We start from the raw sequence: 25,426 nt of genomic DNA, 5'->3' as shown, positions 1-25,426 counted from the left end.
TTTGATGTCACCACAGCTGGTGCATTCACGTGCCTCTGCGGGGGGAGCTTCAAAGGCCATGGTTGTTGAATCACGCACTCAACACATAGCAACCGAAACACGGCGGTGACTGGTGGCAGAGCCATCCTCAGCCTGAAGCTGTTTCTGCCGATGTGCCGTGCTGTTCAGCTGAACACGGGGTCGATTGCACTGATGCGTTCTGGGCTGACGTAAATGACTCTTCGACACGTTGCTTCCGTGACCTGGCACTGCAGCCAGCCTTCTTTTGATTGAGGAGGGACAAGAACGGTGATCCACGTCCCATCTACGAAAAGACGACAACTCACAGGCGCCGTTCCTTTCCCCTCGCGGACGGTATCGACCAAAAATTCGAAGAACTCCTGATTCGTCATGAAGGTTGTGGATGAGCTTTGACTGAACCCATCGGCGGAGAGGCTCAGGCTTCAGACTCTCTTCCTAGCAAGGTGCTGACCTGAACCATGGCTTGTTCGGTACCCCCATGGAAAGGTAGACGGCCTTCAGAATGACGAGGAATGGAGACAGCGTGACCTTGCTGTCTTCAGTAGAGGTTGGCGTTGCTCTTTGTTGTCTTGGTCAGAGTCGCAAATCCATGCGTTGTAAACGCTGCTCCCTTCGCCGTGGATTGGCCATGCTCTTGTGCTCTTGCTTTCATCCTGCACTGGGGACAGTCGATTCTCAGGCTGGAGTGCATGTGAGCGCAGTAAGCACAACAAATCAGTGCCATGGCTGTCGTTGCTGATGAACCACGCTGATCGTTTGCATCAAGTCATGCATCGGTGTTTGTCCCTAGTCACGACGAGATGTCCCCACGTTCGGACGAGCCTGATTCATCAGATGTGAACGCTCAGGATTGATCAAAGATTTTTTGCAGAAAACTTCTCTCGCCCTGAAGAGAATTCGCTCTCATGGGTTTGCCGAGGGGTCTTGGCTGCCGTGGACGATTCAAAAACACCTTGCTGATCCACCAAATCTGAAGACCGACAAAGGCGATGGCGAGTAGTGCAAGCTCGGTTGCTCCTTGCATCAGTAGTGCTTGCTGCGGTTCTCGATGGCATCTGTTTTAAAACATTCCAGCTCTTCAGGCGTGTGCAACGGGGGCTTGTCTCGCTTGCCTGTCCATCGCTGAAGCAGTCGCAGCAGTCGTTTCATCGTTCAATTTTGGTCAATCGTGCCTTGGCCCCCAGGCTCATGCTGCAGCGAACCCCTGCCGATGTCACCATCGCCGTTGAGGCGTCATCAAGACGTTCAATCTTGCAGACATCCAATGTTCTTCCTCAGGCACGGGCTTTATGATTGGAAGTGAACAAAGAAGCAGATTTCAATGACGTTTAATCAGCTTGTAGCAAGTTACCACCAAAAACAAACAACTTGGGAAGATCTCTGTCTGGAAATCAGATGTGAGAGTTGTTTCGCTTCGGTATTTGATGAGGTGAGCGAACAAATGGGTTCTACAAGCCCCACGCTGGTTCTCCTTGCGGAGGAGTTCCCGAATCACTACAAGAGTTATGCTAAAGAAAGAGGCCTTAAATAGCTTTCAGGGGTATTGGGTTCAGCTTTTAAGATCCGATTGGCTGGCTAAATCAGTGGTCAATGTCTTATTTCTAGAGTGCACTTCTTAGAAAGAACCTGATTGATGTGTGTTATTCGGATGTCTCTGAGATCCTTGTTAATGCAATTCATCCACGAACCTGTTGGTTGATGCAGATCGCATCTCCTGGATCCAGCGTTTGGGGAACAGGAACAGCAGGACGCTGGACAAGAACATCAGGGATTCTTTGTCATCCCATTCAATATCACCCTGGTCAAGGCGTTGCAGCCATGATTCCCACTCGTTGACAGATCGAGATTCGAGCATTCCTGCACTTCAGCACAAGGCATGTTCAAAAAACAATTTTTGAGACCCATCACAACATTCATTTTTCCCCTCACAACATTCATTTTTCCCCTTCGCTGCATTGCTCCGCTGTGAGCTTGACCAAAGCCTGAGGGTGGTCGCTCACTCGCTCGAGGTGTTGTTTGTCAAGCGGGAACAGCCAATGGACCAAGCGATGAAGCATCAATATCCACACCGTCGTGGTGTTTGGCAACTGATAGAGCTCGCACGAAACGCTTCCTGTACAAGCCCTTGCACGGTTCAGCTTGATGACATTGAAAGTGATCACACGGTGGTGAGTGCCTGATTGATTCACTCATCCTGTTGAAGGATCCTTCAGTGACCGGCTTAACGCGTGGCAGCCAAGTTCGCCTTCGCTGCTTTCAAGGCTTCCTCACAAGCAGCTCGATCCTCGTTGTCGATGTCACCTTGACTGCCGTTCAGCCGTGCTTCAAGGAAGGCGATCTCATCAATCCAGTAGCCCTGGTCCTTGCCCTGATGGTCAGTCACTCGCTCAGAAAGAATCCAGTCCATGGACCATTCATAGAGGAAGACCGCTCTTCCTGCTGGAAAGACGGCCTATCTAGCTCCTTTCTGCATGGTTTCCCCCTGAGTCGATCGGGAGGGGGGGGTGAGAGTCCAGTCCATCTACGACAGGAATGGGGTGGACTCTCCTATGTCTCGCTTCCGACACCCCTGCTTTCCCAAGACAGGGACCAAGCCGTATGCCATTGCTGGCGAGAGGCGAAGTGTCGGGCTTTTCAAGCGTCTGGGGCCAAGGTTCCAGGTGGTGGGCTCTTTGACTCTGATGAGTGCCCCCCGACGAGACGGTGACGGGATTGAGGGCAAGCCCAGGGATGGTGAGAAAACTTGTGAAGCAGTGGCTTGAAAAGTCAGGCGACTTCTGTGTTGTGCTGCGGTGGAGTGTCGGCCGTCATGGGCACCTCCGATCTCAATGAACACACTCTCCTTACCGCAGAAGCTCCTGACAATCAGTTGTCGTGCTCATTGCCTTTTGGTCACTGTTCGATCGAATCTGGGGCTGGCCTGCTGAGCCCATTGACTGGCTTGTACTGGAAACATAAAAAAGTCACCAGAGTCCTTACACCTGGGTCGCGATGTGCACCTCTTGTCATCGTTGTTGAATGCCAGTGAGATAACGCTGGTCTGACTCCTGGACCTCTCATTGGCAAGGAGTCAGTGCAGTGACCAGCGCCCAATGGCTGTGGATCGACCATTGGATGGAAGCTCCTTGGGGTGGAACCGTCCGTCAACACCATGCCTCTGAACGAAGCGGTAGTGATGTTCCAATGACTCGCTGCCGCGGCTCAAATGAGCTGGGGCAATGTTGTGCTGGTATGCACCTAAGGTTGCCACTACGACGGCTATCAGGACCTCAAACCCGCCGTCAGACGCTCTGGCATCGGACAATCAAAGCCTGGGAGAGGATGATCAAGGCTGCATTGAAGCTTTGTTAGCGAAGTGGTAATCAGTGCTTGGATTCATCTCCTCCGTCGCGAATTTTAGAGAAAATTTGTAGTGACGTTGCCACAATCTGAGCGTTATTGCAGTCCGTTGCTTCTTAGGCCTCTATTGCTGTTGCCAGGCTCTGGAACTCGATCATCACTGTGAGACAACTAGGGTTGATTTCTCTGAGGTCACTAATGAGATCGCTGCAGAGAAATCGGGCTTTGTCTTTGCACCCATGCCACCAAGACACTCCCAGGATTCTTCATCGGGGTTGAATTGCGGATACAAATGCTGATCAACCGCGCGAATGTGCGAAGTGGTGCCAACAAGTGGTGGTTTATCTTCAAAACCCGTACATTGAAACCGTCATTTCTGTCCGTACAAATCCAGCAGCCATTTGGTGCGGTCAGGATCCGCATCATTTACACCGTGCTCAACCAAGCGATGGTCATGCTGTTGTTGTGACTTCAGGATTGTGTCTGTTGGCTGTGAAATCGAGTTGTTCTCCTGTAAGTGAAGTGCGAGAAGATCCGGCCCCCAAACGATTCCTGCTGCAAATAGCCAAGACAGCAAGGGGGAGTTCAGAAGAAAATCGCGTGACACTGCTTGATTGATTCAGCAGGACTGTTTTACGAAGCGAAAGTCAAGGTGTGTTTACTGCCTGATTAAGAATCAAGCCGGCCACCCTCTCGACACCCCCAAGCGTGGGCTGTCTGGTGGCATCCAAGATCTCTGAGAAGCGGTGTTGATGGGACTGTTGCTCGATTCGATGGCTGGCATTTCACCGTTGAAAGCAGCACAGCCCCGGCTTGGCAGCTTGGGATAAGCCTTAAACACCCCTCTGTTGGAATGGTTCAAGCCCCTGTGACCAAGATCACAGGTCCCTTTGAGCCCGGTCATGGAATGGCCCAGTGGTTCTCGAGATGGTGTGTGTATCGGTGGGGGAGAGCTCGACGACACAAACTCACAACTGCACCAAACTAAGACCTTCAAATCGAGGACTGGCCTGAAGAGCAGCTCGCAGAGAAGAGACAACAGAGTATTGCAACAGCAATCATGGAAAATCAATGATCAAAGATTCGACGACATCCAGAAGACTGCATTCAAGTCAACAAGACTTTCGAAGATTCTTGAGATTCAGGCTACGGAAGAATCACAGGATTTTGTTGGTATTCAGGACTACTCCGCTGAATGACCTTTTCGTCCCCTACTTCTTTCCTCCTGTTGATTAATAATTATTACACATTGCTTTTAAATATTTCCTTTTTTGTAAGTCAACTCTCAGGTTTTCATCATCAAATTTCAACACAGGCTCTTCCATGGCTGGCTTGTATGGAATGATTGGCTTTCCAATATTATGAAAAGTGGTTTCCTGAAGAAGTTGGCTCTTAGCAATCGTCGAGATAAATACTCCGATGGGGGCCAGAGTTCACTGATATTCGGTAAAAATGGAGGGGATTTCATCAAGGGTAATAATGGCAATGATGATATCCGAGGCCAAGGTGGCAATGATAAATTATTTGGTGGGAGAGGACGCGACATTCTTAGGGGTGGAAAAGTTCGAAACAAGTTGTCAGGTGGAAGAGGTAAAGATTCGTTTGCTATAAGTGATGGATTTAGTACAATCGTTGATTACCAATTGGGAGTTGACAAGCTCCTTATTGATTTTGAGAAATATTCTGACTTTGCCGTATCTGCCCGGGGGAGCTCATCTTCACTGCAATACAATGACACAACTGGTAAGCAATGGAGTTTCATCTTTAAAAATATAAGCTCAGAAGATCTGTCCGAGGATGTCAAGAGATTTGGTATAGGAATACAACCTCCTCCGCCAATTGAACTTTCTGCATTTGATTCGTCTAAGACGATACATGAATACTGGGACTCAAGTTATACGCTTCCTTCAACTGACAAATTCATGTCTTCTTTTGACCCTAAAGGTATGGAAGCATTGCCCTCTGAATTTACTTTAGATAGCGTTAGAGATTCGTATGAATTGTTCTCTTCGACGTTCTTGCTGATGTTTAATCGCCAAGACTCCGTCAAAGATCCAGGGCATCCCCCTTATTTAGAGATTCACCCTTTCCTCAAGAACTTAGGTGTTATTGACACTCTTTCAGATGAAACTACGATTACAATAGATGTTGATAAGCAGCTCGATCCAATAGTTGGGAGTCCTTTGAATGATCTTTTGATTGCTAATGGAGACCATGTTGACTTTACGTCGAGTAACGCGGTCATTTTTAATCCACAGAGAACAGATCTTGACCCCCTAGATAGTTACGAAGATCCAATTCTTGGTAGTGATCTGCTTGTTTTGAACACCAATACCGCCAATGTGGAATTGTCAAAATCAAATAATGCGATGGTATTGCTCACTGGTGGCGGACAATACCTTATTGATGCACCTGATAAGCAAACAAGGTCTTTCGGGTCAGGCAAAACGCAATCGAATACTCCGACTATGGCTATCATGGGTCATGCCAATGATCGAGCTTTGATCGATATTGATGTTGCAGAAGGCGACGCTTTCACATTGACAGCATCTCTTGATGGCTTGAATATCAGCTTTAGGTTGGGCGAAGAAGTGATCTTTTTGTTTGGCCCTCATCCGAACAATATTAACTGGGTGTAATTATATTTATGGAGTTGTCTTATCGTGTTTCTTGCTTTGCAGCTGCTTATCAACACTGCATCAAAGGTCCATCTAGCCAGTCTCCTTTAATTCACTGTCCCTGCCAGCGCGTAGAGTTTTTGAACAATTATTTTTACTATTGCCGCACTAATTAGATCCAGATGGAGCTCTTTGCTTGGCTCGTATTCACATGCTGCGTACGGTATGCACTTACCCAGCGCTTAGTTGTAGACGATTCCCCAGGCATCCATCGAGCAATCCGCTTCTATCGGCACGGTGACCATTGAGTGGCAATTCAAAATAAGTGCACCGGCATCAAGTGTGTACTCGGCTTCTAATCGCAACAATTAATACCGTACATCGGGTTGCTAAGGCTGGTCCTCAACGAAATGAATGATCTGGAGACCAGTCCTCGCTTGATTTGACGATTATCCAAGTCACATGCCACCTTTGGCTATGGATATGAGCTTTAGCCAAGCGAGTTCGTGGGGTGAGGACACCCACGAACTCGCCGCCGAGAAACTGGATTCAGTAACCGACTAACCGTTTTTAAAGGAAACGAAATGAAGATCGAAAATACTGTCACGATCTTCAAACAAACGAAACCGCCGCTGAATTCAGCTAGCGGTTTCGCCGTCTTGAGGAGATCAATACCTAAGACAACCCATTTAAGGCTTTTTTGTGATGATGCAGGCTTTGCTAAAGCATGGTGTTTTGATATCCAGACAAATCTCCAGGCGAAGTTGCTGGGAGCATTGGTGGCTGCTTCTAGCGCTATTTACTCTGATGTCTTCAAGTGATGCTTGTTTTTTGTTGTGCGGGACATGGGCGAGCCAGTGCTCACTCAGTTCCTCCTGGTCTTGCTCAGCCCATTTCTGACCGTTGATGAGCAGGACAGGCTCCTGGGGTGGTGCCTGGGAGCAGCTTTAAAACTGTTTATTGCACTGCATCTGAACCCCTGTGATCAACATCACAGGGGGCTGTGATTCAGGTCATCGAGTGGACCAGTGACTCCGGAGATGGTGTGTGCATCGAAGGGGACACACTCCAACGACACAGACCACACACCACTTAAAACCATGACGTTCACTTTTAAATTCTCTTCTAAGGCTTTTGCTGGCATCGGAACCAAAGAAGATGCTTATCAGAAAAAATATGATGCCAAAATCAGTAATAAAGATTCAGGCAATGAGTCTGACCAAGCTGAAGAGGAAACTAGCATTATGGGCGGCCACGGTTCAGATATGATCTATTTCACCCCTGGTCAAGAAGATAGCAGCGAGCCTGAGGATAATTCAGCTGAGAACGAGGCTGAAGCCACAATTATCAGTGGTGATGGTACCGATACGATCTGCTTCGGAGATGAATGTTTTGGTTCAAGAGATCAAGATAATGAGGAAACTGAAAGTAGTGGAGAAGAGTCAAGCAATCAAGATACGGATTCAGGTATTGATAGAATTGCTTTCTACGATGCAGAAAAGGCAAGCTATATCGACAGTTGGAATTATGATGCCGTGAATTGGTATTCAAAATCTGACCAACTCGCGGTTCAAGATGCTCTGGAGAATCAACTGATTGCAGTTGATGTTGTTGGTTTTTGAGCCACAAGATCGCCTATTCATGATTTAGGCGAATGGATGAATGACCCGGAGCCTAGGTTTAATTGGTCCGCTGAAAATTCTGTAAGCTTAGATTTTGGACGGGGTTGGCTCTTCGGCTCTGCTAAAAAGCTCCTGGTCAACATTCTCCCTCCACTGCGTCTGCCGTTGGGGGATTTTTATTGCTTGTGCACAGTGAGGGCGCCCTTAGGTGGTCGCGTCTGCCCCATGCCCGCGGCATTCTTATTGTTGTGTTTGCTTCTGGTGTTTCGCTTGGAATTAATGCTTTCTCTTATTCTTTGAGTGAGCTCAAGTTGCTGACCTTCAGTTTGTAAACCTTTCCATTGCAGAATGCTACTTGATTGGATCTTGTCCACGGGTGTAGCTGTCCATCCTTTTCCTCCCACCACGCAACTTTTTGCTCGACACAGTAGTTGAAATTCTTTGCTGATTCACTGATGGGTACCAATGAATATGCGATTGAGCCAAGGGCTATTGCAGAGAGTCCTGCTGCAAGTTGAATTAGTGGGTCCATGATTCAATTGGGTACGTCTTATACTATCTAACGATTCCCAAGGCAATCCCCACGTGCTTCACCTCGTTAGCATTCGTGTGGTTTCTTCTTGTTTGATTCCGCTTGGCTAAATAGAGGTATCTTCTCTTCCCATCTCCACCCGTTGGGGGGTGCCTGTTGTTCCATACAGCTATAGGTATGGGCAGCTATGCCCTTCGCAATCCAGTGATTCGTTGCTTCTTCGCTCTTGCTCTGTTCTCCTCTGCCCTTTGGATTCCAGGCAGGGCTGATGCTAACCCCGTTCAGCCTGTAGTAATTCAAGAAGGGGGTGCTCATCTTGTATTGATCAACGTCTGGAAGAAAGTAGAGCCCTCATCTGCTGTGCCTACCTCAGTGCTTATGCCTATGTCATCCATGCAGCAGTGCCGCAGTGAAGGCAGCCGAGTGATGCAGAGGAACTCGAACTACAAGACGAGCTTTTGGTGCATCAAGCGTTGATCAATGGTGCAATGGTGGCGCTTCTTGGCACTGGGTTCATCCATTCGTTGACCGGGTTGCATCCCTCTCCGTCACTTCTGGACGTATTGCCATTTTTTTGGCGCTTCGTTGTCTTCCAGCTGTCTGGTTGGTGTGCTTAAAGCCTCAGAGCGCTATCGGCATTGTTGTGTTGCTTGCAGCGGACACTTGCTTCAATGATTCTGTCCAGCATGGCTTCGGGTTGGGCACTGATGAGCTAAGCAGGGCCTTCCGACGTGCTTGGGCTCTGTGCCATTGAACAGATGCTGTCTTTTTTGGCAACACCACCCTGCTGCAAGATGACACCGCCAAGCAAACCGACCTGGTGCTGAGCACCGTCCACACGCACGATGCTTGCTGTTATTTCTGGATGGCCACCACCGACATCCTTGACCAATCAGTCTCTGGCTACTTCGTGAGGATCCGCGTTTGGTGGTTTCAGGTTGCGAAGAACAGGGCGATGTTGAGGATCGCCAGCCCTACCAGGAACACCCCTGCCAACAACGAAGCCTCAGGGAAGTATTTGGCAATGATGAAACCAACCCCGAGAAACACCGATGAGAGGAGGAGGGCGGTGAGATCCGTTCCCATGAACTGGTGTGACTCTGACCACACACGATGGCAAGTCTCGATCTAGATCGTGGTGATCTCATGCTGAGAAGAGCAAGGCGGTGAACTCGCGGAAGTGATTTTTGTCAGTGGTATTCACTTGCTTCGTGTTCCTCTGAACCCCATTCGTCAGTCCACTGGGCATGGTTCAGTTCGTTCTTCCCCTTGCAGGGTTGATGCTGGTTGTCGCTCAAATCGTCTACGGGAACTCGTCTCAGAACCAAGGCTGGCGATCCCATGTGGATTTCGCATGTCCAGTGCAAGGGCGTTCTTCTCGGACCCGTCTTGGCTTGTCAGGAGAACGTCTTTCCTGAAAGTCGGGTTTGCTGCGCCCGACGAGAGGGGGTGCATCGCCTGGTCCGAGTCTTGGACTGGGCGGTCGCTCTTTTTTGCGCCAATTGGTTGCCAAAACCAACTGACCACGGCCAGTACGGCTGTACTTTTTGCAGTGGCATGTCGGTCGACCATTCCGTTGTTCCGTTCACCCGCTCAGAGGAGTGGTCGCAGCCCGTGTTCTTGTCGGTGAAGGCAGGCATGACAGTCATCTGTGGCGACAGTAATTCCGATGACTGGTGGATGGCTGACGTGATCCACGTCGATGGAGGTGCCAGGGATCCGAAGGTGCAGACCCTGTTCCAGGTGGCTGATGTCGATGCAGGGCTGGTTCGGTGGGTCTGCGCTGACCTTGTCACTCACATCGTTACTCGCTGCTGAATGCAGAGGCAAGTGGGCTGGGCTCCTGAAGCTGGTTAAAACAGTTCTATTGCGAACTAGAACCACTCAAACCATGACTGAGACAACTGTTCTGGACTTCAAGCTCAGCAACACGTTTGAGGAATATCGCGCATATATGAATGCGCCTGATCAGCAAGCGATGTTTGCCGAGATGGGAGTCAAGACCTTCTTTATCGGTGTCTGCAAAGACGACCCCCAAAGAGCGACAGTGATATTTCAAGGACCCGAAGACGTCCTCTACAACATCTTCACGAACCCAGAGACCAAGCCGATTGTTGAAGCTTCTGGTCATGTCTATGAAGGCACCGTGATCACTCGCTGGCTTGCGTAGAACCCTCTGAAGAGCAGTCAGTGAGCGTCTGAGGCTGGCTAATCAGCGGGGAGCACTCAAGGCAGTCACGACTGATCCATGCCTCAAGACAACCGCATTGCCTTGTGCTTGCTAGTGATGACCGGCCTGTCTGCTTAGCTGGTGTTCAATCAAGCTGGTGCCTGTAATAAAGCTGAAAAAATCTTATTTATAAGATAATTAAATTGAAGCTGGGAAGGGTGTATTAACGCACAAACAGATTAATATTCTGGCAAGCATCTTCTATTAGTTGTGTAATGATTGATTATATTTTGGACAATTCATTAACCTTCTCTTTTTTGTCTTTGCTGCCTTTTGGCTATAAGCGAAAAAGTCTACTTATTTATCGCTGAACTGGCTGTAACTTTTCTAGCGAAGAGATATTTTTATTTGAATTCTTGAGAAGTCATAGCAGCAGCTTTTTCATGTCTTATCTTTTCTGTTTCAAGTTCATCACTTTCATCAGGAAAATCTATCTCATGAATTTCCTTTAAGCTTTGTAGGTAGGTCAGGCAATGAAATCTAATTTCCATCAGCTCCTCATAACAGTGGTAATCACTTGCCAGTCGCCGTAAATCATGGTCTGGTTTTATGACTGATGCTGTGAATAGCTTTAGTGCTCTTGAGTAGGTATCCGATTTGTTTGAATCCATTGCTACCAAATTTGCCTCATTCAAATGATAGTCAAAGGAATATCTGAGAGAGGTAGTAGTTATAACCTCTAGCGAACGGTTATCAAGGTTACAGTGATGCAAAAGCATCTTGGATAAGTTTATTTCTTTCTTGTGTTGGTTATGTCTGACTAGGTGCATAGAAGAAATCTGTATCTAATTACTGTAGACGCGTTCCCACTACAACAGATTCAAGTGTCTAGGTGATTAATGCGCAGAGCCGAGCTTCTTCTTTCTTATGAGCAAAGAGCCGTGGCAGATGCTCTCATTGCTGAGTTTGATGACTCAGAAGAGGCTTTTTGCCGACAATGGACTGGCTTGACCCGTTCCTGACGGTGGAAGAGCAGGACAGGCTGACGGGTTGGCACATGGGGATGAGCCTCTAGACCCAGTCATTGCAATGCTTCTGAGCCCCTGTGATCAACATCACAGGCAGCTTTGACTCAGGTCATCAACTGGTCCCGTGATTCCGGAGATGGTGTGTACATCGGATGGGGACACAACCCCAACGAACCGAAACACATCTCACACAGAACAATGACTTTTGAAACCACCACGCACACTCTCACTGGTGCGAAATTTGTCAGCTTCCTTCAACAACTTTTTGGAGCAAAGCAAGGTGTTTACGACGCCGATGCAATTCGAAAAATGCATGGCACAAGAGAGCCCAACAATGGCGACACGCTGATTATCGATGAGAAGCAAGATATTAATGGGACGATCACCTGGGATATGGGCTCAGGGGATTTCAGTCAGACGCAAGAGTTTCGGGGCACGAGGCATACAGACGAGATGAATATCATAAACTTTGAGAATTTAGATGCTAGTGAGGCTGATCGTATTGATTTCACCATAAAAGGGACTAATGGTGACAATGAAATCACAACTTCAGATGGGAGAGATGAAATTGATGCAGGTCAAGGTTTAAACACCATCAGTACAGGAAAAGGGCGTGATACCGTCACAGGCGGCATTGGCGTTGATGTAGTGAATGGTGGAGATCACTCTGATACATTTATCACTCAAGTTGGTAGAGGGTTGATGTTTATCGAAGACTTTACTCAAGGCGAGGACAAACTTTTGATGGTTGAAGGTGTCACAGATGGTATTGATCCGGTCATAAAGGACTATCGCGATGCTTGGGAAGATATCCGCGATCACCTTCAGCGTGCAGGATTGGATCCATGGGAAGCAGAAGGCATTTATCACGATGCAATCGATGACTTCTCAAATGCATCAGTTGTATACAAAGATGGTGATCTCGTTGCAGTTATTGATGGTGTCAGTGCCAACGAGCTATCTATAGATACTCGACGGAATGCAATTGTTTGATGGTTTAATTCAATTCAATTGATTGAGCTCTGCTTCGGCGGGGCTTGTTCATGTCCACGACCTACTGATCTACGCCCCCACCCCACCCCCCCATTTTTTTCGATCTCCTTCACCCGGTCGACTACCCGTTGGTAATCCACTAAGGGATTCAAGGATGAGGATTCACAATTCGGGGCTGACTTTGATAAAGACCGTCTGATTGGTTTGATCGCAGAAAAAATGTGAGCCATGGAATGCCGGGGAGCCTGATGCCGTTCCTCACTGGCTGAAAGCCATACAAGACCCAAAAGGGAAAAGCAGGGCAGGATATGTGATTCCTGAGCAAACCCCCGGCAAAACCTCTCATGCAGCACCCCGTCAGCAATGGCGGGTTTTTTTAGTTGATCCACTGCTATCACTAGGGCAGCTTTAGCTCACCCATGGCACAACCCCCTGCTGGTTCATCCCTGCTCTTCGGTGCCCTTGCTAGCTCAGGTCGCATCAAGCAGCGCGAGAATGACAGCTCCAAGCTGGTCATGAAAGACGTTGAGAGGGTTCACTAGGATACAGACGATGCTGATACTACGGTGGGTTATTGCAACACCAGGAATTACGCCAATTAATTAAAGATGAAAAAGATCAAAGTCAGAGAGCTCATTCATTCGAATGAGGAAATTAAAGACATGAAGGAAGCTGTAGGCAGCGATTTGACTTTAAAAATCTATATATCTCCTGGTGGAGAGCCGCATACTGCCTGGGACGATAGGGCACAGAAAGATATAAGAACTAAGACTAAGCGACCAGCTGATTGGCAGTACAGAGTTATGAGGGAAGCGTTTTCAAGAGTCAACAACGAATTTGGGATTAAAATCAAGGTTGTTAATAAAGAAAAAAATTCTCACACCCAAGTCAAGGTGACAACCGTCCCGCACGCTGATGCGGTGAATGGAGCCTGGGGAAGAGGCACTGATGGTGACATTTATTTGTCAATGACTTATCAATCTGGTCTTGAGGGAAGAAAATATCCCGATGCTCATAAGAATCCAGATGCCTTTCCTCATGACGATTGGGAGAGATCGGTGTGGCAAAAAATCTTTATTCATGAATTAGGTCACCTCCTCGGATTAGAGCATCCATGGGATAAAGATGATGGTGACTGGGCAGTATCCAGTTCAGACGATCCTACTGTTGAAACTATTATGGGCTACGAAGATGAAGGGCGGTCGGGGCAGGTGATGAATTGGTTTCAAGAGATCGACATCAAAGCTCTTAAACGGATATGGGGAACGGCAGATTCTCCAGTGGGTTCAGATGAAGAGGAAGTTGTGTCAATCAATAAGCCATTCAGTTTTAATAAGAAATCAATAGATAAAATTACTGGCTTCAACCCATCGACCGACACCCTGGAAATCAGTACCGTTAGCTTTGGTGTCGATAGCTCTGCTACCTTTGTAGCTGCTAGGAATAAGAAGATGATCAAAAGGCAATTTGACAAGTTGGATATCGACTTCCTCTATGATCAAAAGCAAGGTGGTCTCTACTTCAACGAAAATGGTGTAGATCAAGGGTTTGGTGATGGTGGCATCATTGCTATCCTCAAGGGTGGTCCAGGTCTGACTGCAGACAATCTGGTGTTCAATTGATGTTGCAGGAAGGGGAGTCTGATTTGGATTCAGAGCTGCTGAAAGAATTACAAGAGACTGCAGTACAAAGTATGGGGCTCTGATATGTCCATTATTCATTTCCCGATCAAACCTCACGCCTAAAGCTATCAACATTCGCGGGTTTTTTGTTGCTTGAGAAGTCCGGGGAACACTCAAGGCAGTCCCATCTGACCAATGACCAGCCGCTTGCATCGTGGCTAGTACTTCAGAGGTTCACCTGCTCAATGGCCCTAATGAAGCCAACCACCCTTCTTGGAACAATGATCCTGCTCAGCACCTGGAGCAGTGTTGGCGCCACTGAGGCCGGAACATATTCCATTCAAAAAGCTGACAACAGCATTGAGCAACGCATTGCAGCTGCACAAGGTGACGACAGCTGGTCGCACATTTTGAAGGCAAGGCTGCACCAACCGCTTGAGATCGCTGGGTGGGCTAACGGTGGCTATCGACGTGGCTGGGTTAACGGCGGTGGCGGTGGCTGGCGCAATGGTGGCGGTTTCGCTAACGCCGGTCGCGGTTTCGCTAATGCCGGTGGTGGTGGCTGGCGCAATGGTTCAGGTGCCTGGGGCAACGGTGGCGGGCGACGTGGCTTTGCGAATTGGTAGAACTGCGAGCTGACTTCACCCCGTCAGAAATGGTGGGGTTTTTTTATTGCCTGATCGATCACGGCTCAACCTCAACCCCCCAAGTGGGGATCGAAACTTCATCACCCTTAAAGCTCACAACAAAGCAGCGGTTGACCTTGGAGAGCTGGAAAGCATCATTTGGTACACGAGCCTGGCCTGCCCATCTGTATAGTTGTTACGTTTTTTAATAAACCTATGGACAGCAAGTTCGGCTTCTCTTCTTTCGCTGAAACCTGGAACGGCCGCCTCGCAATGATGGGATTCATCATTGGCCTTGGGACTGAGCTACTCACCGGCCAAGGGATCCTTTCTCAGATCGGAATGGGCTGATGTCCAAGGAGGAAATCGATGTTTGGGTGCCCGAGACACGTCTTGGGTACTTCAAGCTCTTTTATTTCGGGATGATCGTGGGAGCACTTTGCGTTGGAGGCAACGCTGCAATTGGCTCCCTGTGGTTTGCCATAGCCCAGTCTTCTACGGCTTTTTAGGGCTCAAACTTTGCACCCCAAGCAGGGGCAGTGGCTGTCCAGTCCAACCGCAGACGCTTTTCCCAATGCTCCGTTGCGCTATCGCGGCGCAGGGATTCCTGCCGCTTGAACAGGGCAAGCAGGTTCGCCACTGAGCATCTCCCGCCCATGCTCCACGAACACCCGTGGATCAGGAAAACATGCCTTCTCGTTGCGGTGAAAGCGGCTGATCCAAAAGCCGACCCGAATGATGAGCCAGCCCTCTCGCGTTGCGTCCCTATGCAACTACTTATATGTGCTGACGTGGGTGATGGTGGCTTGGCAACGGGGCTAGCGGCTCCAGCGGCGCCTTAATGGAGGGCTCACCAGAAAATCCATCACCCCATAAGTGATCAGGCAGGGGAGAAAACCCTTCTCCACCACATCGCACACCCGCCGCTCCGGATCCCACTCGCACACCACCAGCTGAGCAAGCCAAAAGATCGCCACCTTGACTGAGAACGAGGTGAGGACGAAACGCCATTCCGCTGCACTGAGACGCAAGACAGCCAGCACTACGCACGCCGTTCCCACGATCGGTCGGCGGGCCCCAAAAGGCAATGAGCACGACAGCTGATTGCCGGGTGCTCCGCCACTGACGAGAGTGTGTTCATCGAGATCGGAGGAGCCCATGACGGCCGACACTCCACCTGAGCACATCGCAGAAGCAGCCTGACTTTTTTGGCCCCTGCTCCAACTTTTCAACCCAACCGTGAGCACTTCGTCTGTGACGACACTGATGTGCGTCTGATCAGTCGACACTCCTCTGCACCGTGATTAGGTGCCCCTTAGGAGTTCTGTTTCACACCTGGTCCCAATGGCCCCAGGGTTGCCACAAGCCAGACGCTTCGACCTTTTTCTTTCAGTTCACTGTTCTTCGATAAAGCATTTCGCTTCACGAAACCAGCTTCACTGATTAGGTCGACTGCAATGCACAAACGAGCGAGTTAGGCCGTCTTTCCATCGGGAAGGGCGGCCTTCCTTTTTGATGAGGCGCCGATGCGCTGTTAATTACGCCGCCTTACTGTTTTTGCAGGGTCGTTCACCTCGCTTCAACTTGAGCCACATCGCTTTCTCCAAAGCCGTGAGCTTTGGAGATGTTTCATGCAAAGCGGCCTGAGCACGTGCCCTGGCCTCAGTGATGAAACGAGCTGTCTTGTCTACCCCGTCGAATGCCATGTCCATAAAGAGGAAGACAGACGAACAGTAGAGACCTGAAATGGGCGTGCATCGAATGACAGTGAGCCCTCACCCGATCGGACGATCATTCGCTCGTAGATCAACAACCCCAAGGAGCTCGCTTCCACCTACTGGCATATGCCAATCAGAGCCAGAGCCCCGGGATCTAAGCAGCAAGAACAATCTCATGATCCGTGCCAGCACTGACGACAAAGGAGCAATCACTGGTCTGCAGGTACAAGCGCTTTCTTGTAGCTACCTATTACGCACTGGCGCTTTCGATACAGCCCTCAAATCATTTCTCCAGCTGATCAACGTCACGTTGCAGCTCTTGCTCGCGGGCTTGCTCAACGCATCCATCTGCTGACGGGCATCTGCAAGTTGGGTTGACGTGATGAGGTTGCCGCGACGATGCAGCTTCCTGACTCGCTTGATAGCGGAAGTCATCGACTGATGTTCTGCGGTTTCCCCCCGTCAGATTCTGGCCTTTCACGTCATCTCGGGGAAAGCTGCTTCACCCCCACGGTCTAAGGATAGACGGATCCGACCATTGAACTCGTTTGCTGGGTTCAAAGGCCAAGAACGTTCCAAATCCTTTCAACAACTTCTGGAGAAGTCGTGTGGTGATCGATGCGTGGACCTGTGCCCTCACTACACCCTGATCACACAGACGCGATCAAGTAATAAAAAACCGCCCCATGCGGAGCGGCGGAGATCTCAGCTGGGGACTGCCTTTTTAAGTGGTCGGGGAGACAGGATTCGAACCTGCGGCTTTTTGCTCTCAAAGCGAGAGATCCTTTAAATCATCTTGAGGGTTTCTCTAGGAATGGGTGTCGTAGTTGAAAACGTTTGATCAGCATGTTGAACAGCATCTACCTTCATCGGTTAATGCTGTATTTTTTGATCAATAACCCTCTTCCTTCGTGACTCAGAGGCCCTCTCCTAAAAGACAGGAGTGACTTTTTGAGTACAGGAGACTAAGCGGATGCATGGCGTTTATGGCGTTTTCTAGAACCAGGGCTAAGGTCGAAAAAAATAGTTTTGTTCGATGCCAGCCAAAATTAGAACAATTCGCGGCACGGGTAACCGTAACGGTTTGATTGATTTCAACAGACCTATCGGTCCACGAGGTGGAACAGATGGCTTGATCACATTCAAACAAGGCAAGCGGTCTACCAGAATCAAGCTTTTTCAGGACACGAATGAAGATGGCAGGTTCAACAATGATGAGCTGATTTTCAAGGGGAAGACATCTGATGCAACACACGATGAATTGACGAATGCGTCTAGGGTCAAGTTCACAAGACAACTGCATTCATGTACTTGGGATATCATGAAGGGCAACAAGCCCATTGCTTGTACTTTGGATTTCGTGCCTACCGCTTACAAATTAACTTTGTACACACCAGCGGGCAAGATTGTGCCCGACGGCTTCGGTCGCTTTGAAGATGATCAATTCATGGTGACAATTCCTAAGACCTAGGAAGCAGCTGCCTAGTGCTTTTCTGATCCCGAACATCAGCCCTGCTTCGGCGGGGCTTTTTCATTGTCTACCGAGATAGGGGATAAAGCCCGATGAAGAGATCCCTCAGATGGGGGAGGTGATTCCCACCTGGAACGGAGATGGTGTTTTCACGGGGCGAAAGATCAAGAACTCACCTCAAGCCGATGTATCGCCATCCTTATGGCTAAAGACTATGACATGCATCCAGCACTTATAGTCGCGTGCTTTGCAAGGCTCGGAATTTCTATTGGTATTGCAGTGGCAATGGGGCACACCATTGAGGTTCACCTCAAGAGCTACGCCAGGTTCAAGCCCAACGCGACGGCTGACCTCGTGGCAGCCGTCAACGTCTGACTGATTAACCAGACTCCAGAACATGCCGAACAAGGACCGCGCCACCAATCCCCCGCCGGAGAAATCGGGTAGTTGCCGCTGACCAATTTGTATTGGCAAGAGTGGGTTCTGTGCCTAGAACACTTGGGTAACGAAAGCAAAGTAGATGAAATCAAAAATTAAAAAGGGCCTTATTGCGTCTGCTGCTTGTCTTGCCACTTCCATTGGAGCTTCATTGGCAATGAGTGCCAATGCTCCTGTTTTTGCTGGCAGCATGCCTTCAAATTGCTCCGATATCAAACCTGCCTTTAAAAAAGAGGCTTCAACAATAGCCGTTGTTAATGCAGACAACTATGCGTTTGCTGAAACGGAAATAATCCTTGGTGATTACGTTGAAAAAATTGCTAAGGCAACATGTTCAGATGGCATGGGTGTTTTCATGCATCTCCGCAAGGCAATGGATCCAAAAGATAAAACCATATTAAGAGCGAATTTCGATACGTTGTATTCGATGGCTGTTCTTGACTTGACAAGTCCAGCAACGATTACCTTGCCAGCCTCCGACCGCTTGCAAATCCTGGAAGTCATTAGCTCAGATTCCTGGATTCCATTGCAATCTAGCAAGCCTGGAGGCTATGAAATCACAGAAGAAATGGTTGGAAGCCGCTTCGCATATGTCATTATTCGCACTCAGGTAAATATGCAGGACCCCGCTGACATCATGTGGGTTGGCGAGATTCAAGATAAAATACATATCAGCCAAGAGAGTCGCGGCGAATTTGTACAAACTAAAAACTGGGATAGGGACCAAATGCTTAGAATGAGGTCAAACTATCAAAAGGAAAAAGAGGCAAAAGGTATTAATTCCGAAGATGTATTTGGCAAGAAAGGCGAGATCAGTTCTGAGATGAGAAATATAGGGGTCGCCTACGGGTGGGGAGCGCTGACAAAAAAGGGGGCTGTCTACCCCTCTATCGCAATTCCTGTCTCTGGCAAAGGTTTGACACTCACGCTCAATGATGTGCCTATGGCTGATAATGCTTTTTGGTCAGTAACTATTTACGATAAAGATGGATTTGCTCAAGGAGATAATTATAATATCAATAGCTCCTTCGCGAAGAAGAGCGACAACGGAAGCTATGTGCTCAATTTCGGAAAAGATTCAACAAAAGAAAATTTTCTAGAAATTTATCCTGGCTCAAACGCCACCCTTCGAATCTACTCTCCCCAAGAGGCTTATTTTGACGGGAGCTGGAAAGTTCCTGAAATACATTCTGCTATTGGTGTTAATTAAAAAATTGATACTGCGGAATAACGTCATCGAGGCGTGGGACAACATGCTGAAAACAGGCTGGCAGCTGTGCAGGCCGCCGGTGTGGTGATTGAAGTCATCGCCTGACGACCGATACAAACCGCGGCATCATTCGCGGAATTGCACCTATCAGATGCTGCGCCGTCTTTCCGTAGGTCTTCTAGCTTCTGCCATCGCCATTGCGCCCCTTCCAACCAAGGCTCAGGACGGCACTGCAGAAGATCTTGGTGTGATGAGCATCAGTCTTAAGGATGTGGTCAAGCCCACCATTGGTTTTCAAGGTGCATTGCAAGGTGCAGGAACACCAAACCAAGCCGGTATAGGCGGGTTCCTTCCACTGTCTGTTGGAGAGAACAGTATTTGGTTCCTTGATGCCTTGGTCAATGCCCACTTCGGCGACCGAGACGGCTATAGCAGCATCATTAACACCGATGTTGCTGGCACCACTGTTAGCACCTCGTCTCGCTTTGGCTATCGCTTTTTGAATGGTGATCGCACTTGGATGTATGGGCTAAATGCTGGATATGACAGCCGCCCCATGAATACAGGTAGAACTGATACTGGCATCAAAGTAAGCGGAACAAAAAATAGTGCTTTCTTCCAGCAGGTTGCATTCGATGCAGAGGCAGTTTCGAAACAATGGAATATCAATGTTTACGCCTTAGTGCCATTTGGAGACACGCAGCAGAGACTGAATTGGTTTTACGAGGGTGGTGCACTTGATACTTTTGGCCTAAATGTTGGATATCGAGTAGCGCCAAAGCTGATCAGCTCTATAGGCTATTATTATCAAAGCGGTGATCACGGATCTGCGGATGGCTCCGGCTTTTTAGGAGAGCTGAAGTACGAGGTCAACAATAGTATGGCGGCCAAATTAAATATTTCTTACGACAGAGCATTCGATACTAGGGCAACTGTTGCGATTGAGTTTCGCTTCCGCACTTCGACAAATGATTCAAATGATGCGCAAAAAGACGTCGTAATTGCATCGCTTACCTCTACTCCGAGAAACAGAAATATTAGAGTTCATGACACCATTGCTAGCATCGACAAGTGCTGGAAATACAAGAACAACGGAACAACGTTGTCCAATAACGTCGAGTCCTGCGAGTCAACTTCTACCGGCTACGAGAGTGCAACTGACGCTGAGTACACTAAGGATAAAGCTTACGAGAGTTGCACGAAAAAAGCGGGAGCATTTAGTTATAGTGAAACCCTGAAAACATCTATTAAAACTGGCGAAACCATGAAATACGAATATTATTGCCAAATTAATTCATGACAGATGGTGTATTGATTAATTCTTGCTTCTTTGGTTGCTCTCTTCAAATACCTGCTCCTTTCCATTTGTTTTTAAGCAATACTTCAGAATCCATCCTGCCCTTGAGAAGATGTTCTTTATTATTTGAGTAAAGCGGGGAACACCCATGGCAGTCACTTCTGAGCAATGACCCGCGACACTCGCACTGCACTGTTCCTGATGGGAGAGCTGGTGGCAGCACTACGCGCCAATGACCCTGATGCCTTCAGGCAGTGGCTGTCTGGTGGGATACAAGACCTAAGTGAGTAGTGGTGGAGGAGTTGTTGCTCGACTGGCTGTATTCGTTCCTGACAGTGGAAGAGCAGGACAGCCTGCTGGGTGGCACCTAGGCGTGAGCCTCTAACCAGGCAGGAATGCGCACTTATCTAATTCTCAGGCAACTCTTTCTTGTTTTAAATGTATTTAGTCAGTCAAAAAGCGAAGGTGTGTTTAGGGGGAGACAGCCTCATACCTCTTCAAGGACTGATGATTGCATTTTCATTCACTCTATTTTTAATCTCTGCCCTATTCGTCGCGGGAGGTACACCCTTGGCCAGCATCATCGTTGGTGGATTATGGGGCATAGGTATTTACTGTTTCTTTGAAGACCAAGTCAACAATTGAGACGGCCATGATTGAAACTCTAATTGGTATTGACACCGGTCAGTTCTACAAAGGTGTCACTCTGATTTCATCCTGTGTAATTGGATGCTTCGTTGCCACTAAATTCTTGACTCCTAATGGCTAACAAGCATGATATTCATCCAGCACTAACGATTTCCTGCTTTGTAATGCTCGGAATCACTATTAGTACTGCGGTGGCAATGGAAAAGTTCCCTTTCTCCACAAGCCTAGAAACTACAGAACTCGAAGCACAAGATTTAGTGTATCGAGGCTCATCGTCAGGTTCACTACGTCCTGGAATTGAAGTCAAGTAGGTGAGTGCGATTGTCACTATCCATCTTCCGACAAAACCTCCATATGGTTATCACCAATACCGGTGATCTTGATCACAGGACAACTTCACATACCATGAAACTATTGAGTAACGCTGCTGGACCACAGGTCATTACGCGAGATTCACACATAACCAAGGAGAACACAATGAGCCGGCGAGGAATCCATCCACTACTCATGGGTCGTGATCGACCCCAACGAGTTGCACCCAAACATCCAGTTCAAACATCAGGTTTGGAGTCAGCCCAACGCAAGCGTTATCTCCGTCTTGAGGCAGAGGAGGCTGAGTCATTACCCCCAGTTGAGGCTTGAGGGTGACTCGGGTGACAGTTATGCCCCCTCAACTTCTTTCCAAGCGAAGCCACCACTCCTCGAACAGGGTGACTTCGCCGCCCCAGTGTGGTGCCGGGCCGTGTTCCTGGGGCACTTGTGTCGTAACCCTTTTGTTGTCGAGCTCAGAGCATCACCTGATACCCGTCAACAGATGCATGTCCTGAATCGATGAAACAGAGATGCAGAGCTGCTGCCCGCATCTACCTTCTGGCTTGACCCTGAGAATTATTCTCGGCATGTACTTCATCGAACGCCGAGTGGCTGATCATCAATGGATCAGGGAATTGAACTTCAAGACTGAGTTCAAGGCATTGAAAGGTGCTCGGCGCAAGGCAATTTCAACCTTGGGCACCTATCGGGTCGTCCATGCGATGTGACCCAACCAGACGATCTGCTGTGTCGATGGACCTGCACTGGCTAACAAGGTGGAAACAAAGGGGTGCTCGTTCTGCACAAGGCACACCCCCCTGAGACCAACGTTATTCTGATGGGCTCTGATGGAGGTGATGGGCCAAATTGATCCGATATGCACGATCCGCATACCGAGGCGAATGAGGTGAGGCTTACATCCGAACAATTGGTGACGGTCATAAGGATCAGAACAGGTTTCACTACGCGAAGCGGTCGCACGCAATGAACCTGCCGCTGCAAACATCTGCCCCCATGGGGCACACGATCGAAGTTCACCTCAAGAGCTACGCACGGTTCAAGCCCGATGCGACTCACGATCTGCATGCCGCTGCCAACGCGATCACAGTCGAGGCTTGATTTTCGGTCAGCCTATTGCCTTACACGGCGAATCAACCCATTGTGATTCGTCTGCTGACTGCTGGCAGTGTTTCGTCTCAGTGCAGCTGAAAGGCGTTTCGCCCTCACTTCGTTCGCCATCAAGGTGGCGGTCTTTTGGATTGCTCAGTTGGTGGTCTGCGTTTTGGACCCGCGACGGCTGGTGTGCGGTTTCGTGGAGAGGGGCTTCCTGCCGTGCCTGTTTAGCTTTGCGGTGATGGACTTTGTGGTGATCCCGCAGCTGAGGCGTCGTTGGGACCGCTAACCCCGTTGCCAAAACCGACCCACCATTATCAGAACAGGCGTACTTGTATCTAGTGGCGATGGAGGAGTGGGATTTTGTCGACGAGCGCGACCTGCAGAACTGGAAAGGCGGCGTGGTCTTCATGACCTGCCAACACTTCACCTATGGCGTCGACCACCACTGCCACACGATGGTGGGCTGCAACCTCAGGCAGAAGCAACTGCAGCAGGGCGAGCACCTAAAGAAGCGCTGCAAGCTCTGGGCGCCGACGTGGCTGAAGGAAGTGGGCTGGGCTCCTGAAGCTGGTTAAAACAGTTCTATTGCGAACTAGAACCACTCAAACCATGACTGAGACAACTGTTCTGGACTTCAAGCTCAGCAACACGTTTGAGGAATATCGCGCACATATGAATGCTCCTGAGCAGCAAGCGATGTTTGCCGAGATGGGAGTAAAGACCTTCTTTATTGGTGTCTGCAAGGACGACCCCAAAAGAGCGACAGTGATGTTTCAAGGACCCGAAGACGTCCTCTACAACATCTTCACGAACCCAGAGACCAAGCCGATTGTCGAAGCCTCTGGTCATGTCTACGAAGGCACCGTGATTACTCGTTGGCTTGCGTGACGACCGAGGGCATCGACGGCATCATTCGCGGAATTGCGCTTGAGTGATGCTCCGCCGACTCTCCACCGGACTTGTGGCTTCTGCCATTGCCATTGCTCCGCTTCCATCAAGAGCACAGGAGACCAACTCACCAATCCTTTTGAAAGCATCAGCCGCTGCCGAAAAGCCATTTGACTCCGTTGACGACGTGATGAGCTTCTGCCGATCTAGCGTCAAACGAGAGATGGCATGTGACGTACTGAGTGCCGTCATCAGTCAAACAACAAACTTATCTCTCATTTGCTTTTTAAGCGCCAACAGTGAAATCTTAGAAGAGACCAAAGACAAGTATTTGAAGATGTTCAAGCAATACGATGCAGATGAATTCTTGAAGATCGATATTGCACCAGGCGTGATTTCAACAGTAAAGAAAGCAAATCCAGGATGCTTCAAATAAGAATTTGCGATAAACCGTCAGAACAATTTGCTTCAGCCTCCAGCAATAGCACTATTGGTCTTTAGCCCCGCTCGCAAGGCGGGGCTTTTTATTGCTTGAGCAGAGCGGGAAACACTCAAGGCAGTCACGTCTGGCCCATGTCTCAAGACACCCGCATTGCTCTGTTCCTATCAGCCTTTCGAAGCAACTGGAACACCATGGAGTTCAGAACCTACTTCTGGTGTATCGAGCGATTACACTCCTGGATCCACTCTCAACATATAGATAAAGTTATATGAAGAGCGCTGCGATATTCATAGGTAATTAAACCTAAGTAACGAGTGCTTAATGAAGTTTTCGTTACATCCAGTGAGAGACTTGCTTCTGTGCTGAGAGCGACAGCTTGGAGCTTCAGAATCCCTTTATATTCTTCGCATCCCTCATCATGGGCTCTGCCCTCCTTCCCATGGCTTCATCCAAGAAGGAACTTGCGCTGCTTGGCGGCACCTTCATCTTTGGCTTGAGTGCTCTTGAGATGGTTCTGCGAATTGGCGGATATTGAGTAGAGGATCTTCCTCTGCCTGTGTGCGATAGCCCGGCATCACACCAAGGTGGTGGCATCTGAAGAAGGTTGTATGGAAAAGGTTTGACTTAAGACACCCGCATTGCCTTATTCCTGATGGGAGAGCTGGTTGCTGCTCTATGCGCCAATGACCCTGACCTCTTCCAGCGATGGCAGTCAGTGGGGGGGGAGGAGGTGGATGCTGCCGTGTCTATCGCGGTGCCTTGAAAATCCCTCATTTGGGGGATGTGTTTCTGACATGAACGGAGATGGTGTGTTCACGGGGCGAGAGGCCCACAACACATACCAATCAAATGAACACTTCTCAGCGACTCTCATTCATTTCTGCAATAGGGGTGTCTTTGATTGTCGCCCTACCTGCAACCGCTCTCACTAACACCCAAAAAGCTGCAACTGCTTATTGGAAGGCTGCTTGTGATATTAAGCATGGCCAAATTCTAAAGTCACAGGGAGGTGCGCAAGCCGAAAAATACATGAGGGAACTTGGAGTAAATCCTGCTGTTGCTTATGCAGATGCGAATGCAACAACGACTGCAGAAATGCTTGATAAAGCAGCAGGTACTAATTGCTTCAGATAAGAACTTCGTACATGTCGGGAAGCCTGACGCCTAAGACACGGGGCTGAAAGCAATACAAAACCCTTCGGGGAAAAGCAGGGGGCGTTGTGATTGTCGCTATCCATCTCCCGACAAAACCTCACACACACTTCACCCCATCAGCAATGGCGGGGTTTGGTTTCGATTACTGTTGTCGGTTATA

The 25,426-nt window shown here is 48.9% G+C and carries 28 protein-coding genes; 22 read left to right on the top strand and 6 right to left on the bottom strand.

Annotation, left to right across the window (positions count from 1 at the left end; all coding sequences use genetic code 11):
- Positions 1-1,044 precede the first annotated feature (1,044 nt).
- Together SynPROSU1_RS14005 and SynPROSU1_RS08960 are read right to left on the bottom strand one after the other, a co-directional pair.
- A complete protein-coding gene (locus tag SynPROSU1_RS14005) occupies positions 1,045-1,170 on the bottom strand; it encodes a hypothetical protein (RefSeq protein ID WP_255444597.1) in 126 nt (41 codons plus the stop codon).
- A 1,072-nt stretch (positions 1,171-2,242) separates the two neighbouring features.
- The gene (locus SynPROSU1_RS08960) at positions 2,243-2,404 is read right to left on the bottom strand and encodes a hypothetical protein (RefSeq protein ID WP_255444596.1); all 162 of its coding nucleotides are present in this window, start codon (positions 2,402-2,404) and stop codon (positions 2,243-2,245) included.
- A 1,248-nt stretch (positions 2,405-3,652) separates the two neighbouring features.
- Here SynPROSU1_RS08960 and SynPROSU1_RS08955 point away from each other — a divergent pair.
- The 5 genes from SynPROSU1_RS08955 to SynPROSU1_RS08940 all read left to right on the top strand — a co-directional run bounded on the left by SynPROSU1_RS08955 (position 3,653) and on the right by SynPROSU1_RS08940 (position 7,600).
- Positions 3,653-3,829, top strand: coding sequence for a hypothetical protein (locus SynPROSU1_RS08955; protein WP_186570196.1), 177 nt, complete (start codon positions 3,653-3,655; stop codon positions 3,827-3,829).
- Between the two features lie 433 nt (positions 3,830-4,262).
- Complete coding sequence (locus SynPROSU1_RS13860; protein ID WP_222929873.1) at positions 4,263-4,559, top strand: hypothetical protein; 297 nt, start codon at positions 4,263-4,265, stop codon at positions 4,557-4,559.
- Between the two features lie 162 nt (positions 4,560-4,721).
- Positions 4,722-5,999, top strand: a complete 1,278-nt coding sequence (locus SynPROSU1_RS08950) for a hypothetical protein (RefSeq protein WP_186570195.1) — start codon at positions 4,722-4,724, stop codon at positions 5,997-5,999.
- 563 nt (positions 6,000-6,562) lie between these two features.
- On the top strand, positions 6,563-6,799 hold the full coding sequence (locus SynPROSU1_RS08945) for a hypothetical protein (RefSeq protein WP_186570194.1): 237 nt from the start codon (positions 6,563-6,565) through the stop codon (positions 6,797-6,799).
- A 279-nt stretch (positions 6,800-7,078) separates the two neighbouring features.
- The gene (locus SynPROSU1_RS08940) at positions 7,079-7,600 is read left to right on the top strand and encodes a hypothetical protein (RefSeq protein WP_186570193.1); all 522 of its coding nucleotides are present in this window, start codon (positions 7,079-7,081) and stop codon (positions 7,598-7,600) included.
- Between the two features lie 1,465 nt (positions 7,601-9,065).
- Here the strand turns inward: SynPROSU1_RS08940 and SynPROSU1_RS08935 are convergent.
- Positions 9,066-9,218: a hypothetical protein gene (locus SynPROSU1_RS08935; protein ID WP_186570192.1), complete on the bottom strand. Its 153-nt coding sequence runs from the start codon at positions 9,216-9,218 to the stop codon at positions 9,066-9,068.
- A 471-nt stretch (positions 9,219-9,689) separates the two neighbouring features.
- Between SynPROSU1_RS08935 and SynPROSU1_RS08930 the strand changes: the two genes are divergently transcribed.
- The gene (locus tag SynPROSU1_RS08930) at positions 9,690-9,950 is read left to right on the top strand and encodes a DUF3104 domain-containing protein (protein WP_186570191.1); all 261 of its coding nucleotides are present in this window, start codon (positions 9,690-9,692) and stop codon (positions 9,948-9,950) included.
- A gap of 73 nt (positions 9,951-10,023) precedes the next feature.
- Positions 10,024-10,302 (top strand): DUF3764 family protein, encoded by a 279-nt coding sequence (locus tag SynPROSU1_RS08925; RefSeq protein WP_186570190.1) that lies wholly within the window; start codon positions 10,024-10,026, stop codon positions 10,300-10,302.
- 404 nt (positions 10,303-10,706) lie between these two features.
- On the opposite strand, the gene SynPROSU1_RS08920 is transcribed toward SynPROSU1_RS08925, so the two are convergent.
- Positions 10,707-11,081 carry a hypothetical protein gene (locus tag SynPROSU1_RS08920; protein ID WP_255444595.1) on the bottom strand — a complete coding sequence of 125 codons (375 nt, stop codon included), beginning with the start codon at positions 11,079-11,081 and terminating at the stop codon, positions 10,707-10,709.
- 447 nt (positions 11,082-11,528) lie between these two features.
- Between SynPROSU1_RS08920 and SynPROSU1_RS08915 the strand changes: the two genes are divergently transcribed.
- From SynPROSU1_RS08915 to SynPROSU1_RS14000, 4 genes are all read left to right on the top strand, one after another.
- Positions 11,529-12,323 (top strand): hypothetical protein, encoded by a 795-nt coding sequence (locus SynPROSU1_RS08915; RefSeq protein ID WP_186570189.1) that lies wholly within the window; start codon positions 11,529-11,531, stop codon positions 12,321-12,323.
- Between the two features lie 608 nt (positions 12,324-12,931).
- Complete coding sequence (locus tag SynPROSU1_RS08910; protein ID WP_186570188.1) at positions 12,932-13,945, top strand: reprolysin-like metallopeptidase; 1,014 nt, start codon at positions 12,932-12,934, stop codon at positions 13,943-13,945.
- Positions 13,946-14,199: 254 nt separating this feature from the next.
- Positions 14,200-14,571, top strand: coding sequence for a hypothetical protein (locus SynPROSU1_RS08905; RefSeq protein WP_186570187.1), 372 nt, complete (start codon positions 14,200-14,202; stop codon positions 14,569-14,571).
- A gap of 216 nt (positions 14,572-14,787) precedes the next feature.
- A complete protein-coding gene (locus SynPROSU1_RS14000) occupies positions 14,788-14,922 on the top strand; it encodes a high light inducible protein (protein WP_114987765.1) in 135 nt (44 codons plus the stop codon).
- 236 nt (positions 14,923-15,158) lie between these two features.
- Here the strand turns inward: SynPROSU1_RS14000 and SynPROSU1_RS14160 are convergent, their stop codons facing one another.
- Complete coding sequence (locus SynPROSU1_RS14160; protein ID WP_186570186.1) at positions 15,159-15,344, bottom strand: DUF1651 domain-containing protein; 186 nt, start codon at positions 15,342-15,344, stop codon at positions 15,159-15,161.
- Positions 15,345-15,389: 45 nt separating this feature from the next.
- Entirely contained in the window at positions 15,390-15,731 is a 342-nt protein-coding gene (locus tag SynPROSU1_RS08890) for a hypothetical protein (RefSeq protein ID WP_255444594.1), read from the bottom strand.
- 733 nt (positions 15,732-16,464) lie between these two features.
- Between SynPROSU1_RS08890 and SynPROSU1_RS13855 the strand changes: the two genes are divergently transcribed.
- From SynPROSU1_RS13855 to SynPROSU1_RS08835, 11 genes are all read left to right on the top strand, one after another.
- Positions 16,465-16,644, top strand: coding sequence for a hypothetical protein (locus SynPROSU1_RS13855; RefSeq protein WP_222929872.1), 180 nt, complete (start codon positions 16,465-16,467; stop codon positions 16,642-16,644).
- Between the two features lie 681 nt (positions 16,645-17,325).
- Positions 17,326-17,760, top strand: a complete 435-nt coding sequence (locus tag SynPROSU1_RS08885; RefSeq protein WP_186570185.1) for a hypothetical protein — start codon at positions 17,326-17,328, stop codon at positions 17,758-17,760.
- 520 nt (positions 17,761-18,280) lie between these two features.
- Positions 18,281-19,408, top strand: a complete 1,128-nt coding sequence (locus tag SynPROSU1_RS08880) for a DUF1254 domain-containing protein (RefSeq protein ID WP_186570184.1) — start codon at positions 18,281-18,283, stop codon at positions 19,406-19,408.
- 151 nt (positions 19,409-19,559) lie between these two features.
- Positions 19,560-20,708, top strand: coding sequence for a carbamoyl-phosphate synthase (locus tag SynPROSU1_RS08870; RefSeq protein ID WP_255444593.1), 1,149 nt, complete (start codon positions 19,560-19,562; stop codon positions 20,706-20,708).
- Positions 20,709-20,873: 165 nt separating this feature from the next.
- Positions 20,874-20,996 (top strand): hypothetical protein, encoded by a 123-nt coding sequence (locus tag SynPROSU1_RS13995; protein WP_255444592.1) that lies wholly within the window; start codon positions 20,874-20,876, stop codon positions 20,994-20,996.
- Between the two features lie 1,232 nt (positions 20,997-22,228).
- Positions 22,229-22,393 carry a hypothetical protein gene (locus tag SynPROSU1_RS08860; RefSeq protein ID WP_186570182.1) on the top strand — a complete coding sequence of 55 codons (165 nt, stop codon included), beginning with the start codon at positions 22,229-22,231 and terminating at the stop codon, positions 22,391-22,393.
- A gap of 458 nt (positions 22,394-22,851) precedes the next feature.
- On the top strand, positions 22,852-23,067 hold the full coding sequence (locus SynPROSU1_RS08855; RefSeq protein WP_255444591.1) for a hypothetical protein: 216 nt from the start codon (positions 22,852-22,854) through the stop codon (positions 23,065-23,067).
- Positions 23,068-23,125: 58 nt separating this feature from the next.
- The gene (locus tag SynPROSU1_RS08850; protein ID WP_186570181.1) at positions 23,126-23,356 is read left to right on the top strand and encodes a hypothetical protein; all 231 of its coding nucleotides are present in this window, start codon (positions 23,126-23,128) and stop codon (positions 23,354-23,356) included.
- Positions 23,357-23,390: 34 nt separating this feature from the next.
- Positions 23,391-23,669: a DUF3764 family protein gene (locus SynPROSU1_RS08845; protein ID WP_186497077.1), complete on the top strand. Its 279-nt coding sequence runs from the start codon at positions 23,391-23,393 to the stop codon at positions 23,667-23,669.
- 46 nt (positions 23,670-23,715) lie between these two features.
- On the top strand, positions 23,716-24,105 hold the full coding sequence (locus SynPROSU1_RS08840) for a hypothetical protein (protein ID WP_186570180.1): 390 nt from the start codon (positions 23,716-23,718) through the stop codon (positions 24,103-24,105).
- Positions 24,106-24,960: 855 nt separating this feature from the next.
- On the top strand, positions 24,961-25,245 hold the full coding sequence (locus SynPROSU1_RS08835; protein WP_222929871.1) for a hypothetical protein: 285 nt from the start codon (positions 24,961-24,963) through the stop codon (positions 25,243-25,245).
- Positions 25,246-25,426 lie beyond the last annotated feature (181 nt).

It is taken from the genome of Synechococcus sp. PROS-U-1, assembly GCF_014279755.1.
Lineage (GTDB): Bacteria > Cyanobacteriota > Cyanobacteriia > PCC-6307 > Cyanobiaceae > Parasynechococcus.
This window is presented reverse-complemented; position numbering and strand designations above follow the sequence as displayed.

Bases quoted from the DNA above. Each gene is read 5' to 3' on its own strand.
- SynPROSU1_RS08840 (WP_186570180.1), top strand. From the start codon at position 23,716: ATGCTCCGCCGACTCTCCACCGGACTTGTGGCTTCTGCCATTGCCATT.
- SynPROSU1_RS08940 (WP_186570193.1), top strand. From the start codon at position 7,079: ATGACGTTCACTTTTAAATTCTCTTCTAAGGCTTTTGCTGGCATCGGA.
- SynPROSU1_RS08920 (WP_255444595.1), bottom strand. From the start codon at position 11,081: ATGCTTTTGCATCACTGTAACCTTGATAACCGTTCGCTAGAGGTTATA.
- SynPROSU1_RS08945 (WP_186570194.1), top strand. From the start codon at position 6,563: ATGAAGATCGAAAATACTGTCACGATCTTCAAACAAACGAAACCGCCG.
- SynPROSU1_RS08935 (WP_186570192.1), bottom strand. From the start codon at position 9,218: ATGGGAACGGATCTCACCGCCCTCCTCCTCTCATCGGTGTTTCTCGGG.
- SynPROSU1_RS08870 (WP_255444593.1), top strand. From the start codon at position 19,560: ATGCTGCGCCGTCTTTCCGTAGGTCTTCTAGCTTCTGCCATCGCCATT.
- SynPROSU1_RS13860 (WP_222929873.1), top strand. From the start codon at position 4,263: ATGGAATGGCCCAGTGGTTCTCGAGATGGTGTGTGTATCGGTGGGGGA.
- SynPROSU1_RS08880 (WP_186570184.1), top strand. From the start codon at position 18,281: ATGAAATCAAAAATTAAAAAGGGCCTTATTGCGTCTGCTGCTTGTCTT.
- SynPROSU1_RS13995 (WP_255444592.1), top strand. From the start codon at position 20,874: ATGACCCGCGACACTCGCACTGCACTGTTCCTGATGGGAGAGCTGGTG.
- SynPROSU1_RS14000 (WP_114987765.1), top strand. From the start codon at position 14,788: ATGGACAGCAAGTTCGGCTTCTCTTCTTTCGCTGAAACCTGGAACGGC.
- SynPROSU1_RS08885 (WP_186570185.1), top strand. From the start codon at position 17,326: ATGCCAGCCAAAATTAGAACAATTCGCGGCACGGGTAACCGTAACGGT.
- SynPROSU1_RS08850 (WP_186570181.1), top strand. From the start codon at position 23,126: ATGGAGGAGTGGGATTTTGTCGACGAGCGCGACCTGCAGAACTGGAAA.
- SynPROSU1_RS13855 (WP_222929872.1), top strand. From the start codon at position 16,465: ATGATCCGTGCCAGCACTGACGACAAAGGAGCAATCACTGGTCTGCAG.
- SynPROSU1_RS08835 (WP_222929871.1), top strand. From the start codon at position 24,961: ATGAACACTTCTCAGCGACTCTCATTCATTTCTGCAATAGGGGTGTCT.
- SynPROSU1_RS08950 (WP_186570195.1), top strand. From the start codon at position 4,722: ATGAAAAGTGGTTTCCTGAAGAAGTTGGCTCTTAGCAATCGTCGAGAT.
- SynPROSU1_RS08845 (WP_186497077.1), top strand. From the start codon at position 23,391: ATGACTGAGACAACTGTTCTGGACTTCAAGCTCAGCAACACGTTTGAG.
- SynPROSU1_RS08930 (WP_186570191.1), top strand. From the start codon at position 9,690: ATGTCGGTCGACCATTCCGTTGTTCCGTTCACCCGCTCAGAGGAGTGG.
- SynPROSU1_RS08955 (WP_186570196.1), top strand. From the start codon at position 3,653: ATGCTGATCAACCGCGCGAATGTGCGAAGTGGTGCCAACAAGTGGTGG.
- SynPROSU1_RS14005 (WP_255444597.1), bottom strand. From the start codon at position 1,170: ATGAAACGACTGCTGCGACTGCTTCAGCGATGGACAGGCAAGCGAGAC.
- SynPROSU1_RS08915 (WP_186570189.1), top strand. From the start codon at position 11,529: ATGACTTTTGAAACCACCACGCACACTCTCACTGGTGCGAAATTTGTC.
- SynPROSU1_RS08890 (WP_255444594.1), bottom strand. From the start codon at position 15,731: ATGGGCTCCTCCGATCTCGATGAACACACTCTCGTCAGTGGCGGAGCA.
- SynPROSU1_RS08905 (WP_186570187.1), top strand. From the start codon at position 14,200: ATGAAGCCAACCACCCTTCTTGGAACAATGATCCTGCTCAGCACCTGG.
- SynPROSU1_RS08925 (WP_186570190.1), top strand. From the start codon at position 10,024: ATGACTGAGACAACTGTTCTGGACTTCAAGCTCAGCAACACGTTTGAG.
- SynPROSU1_RS08910 (WP_186570188.1), top strand. From the start codon at position 12,932: ATGAAAAAGATCAAAGTCAGAGAGCTCATTCATTCGAATGAGGAAATT.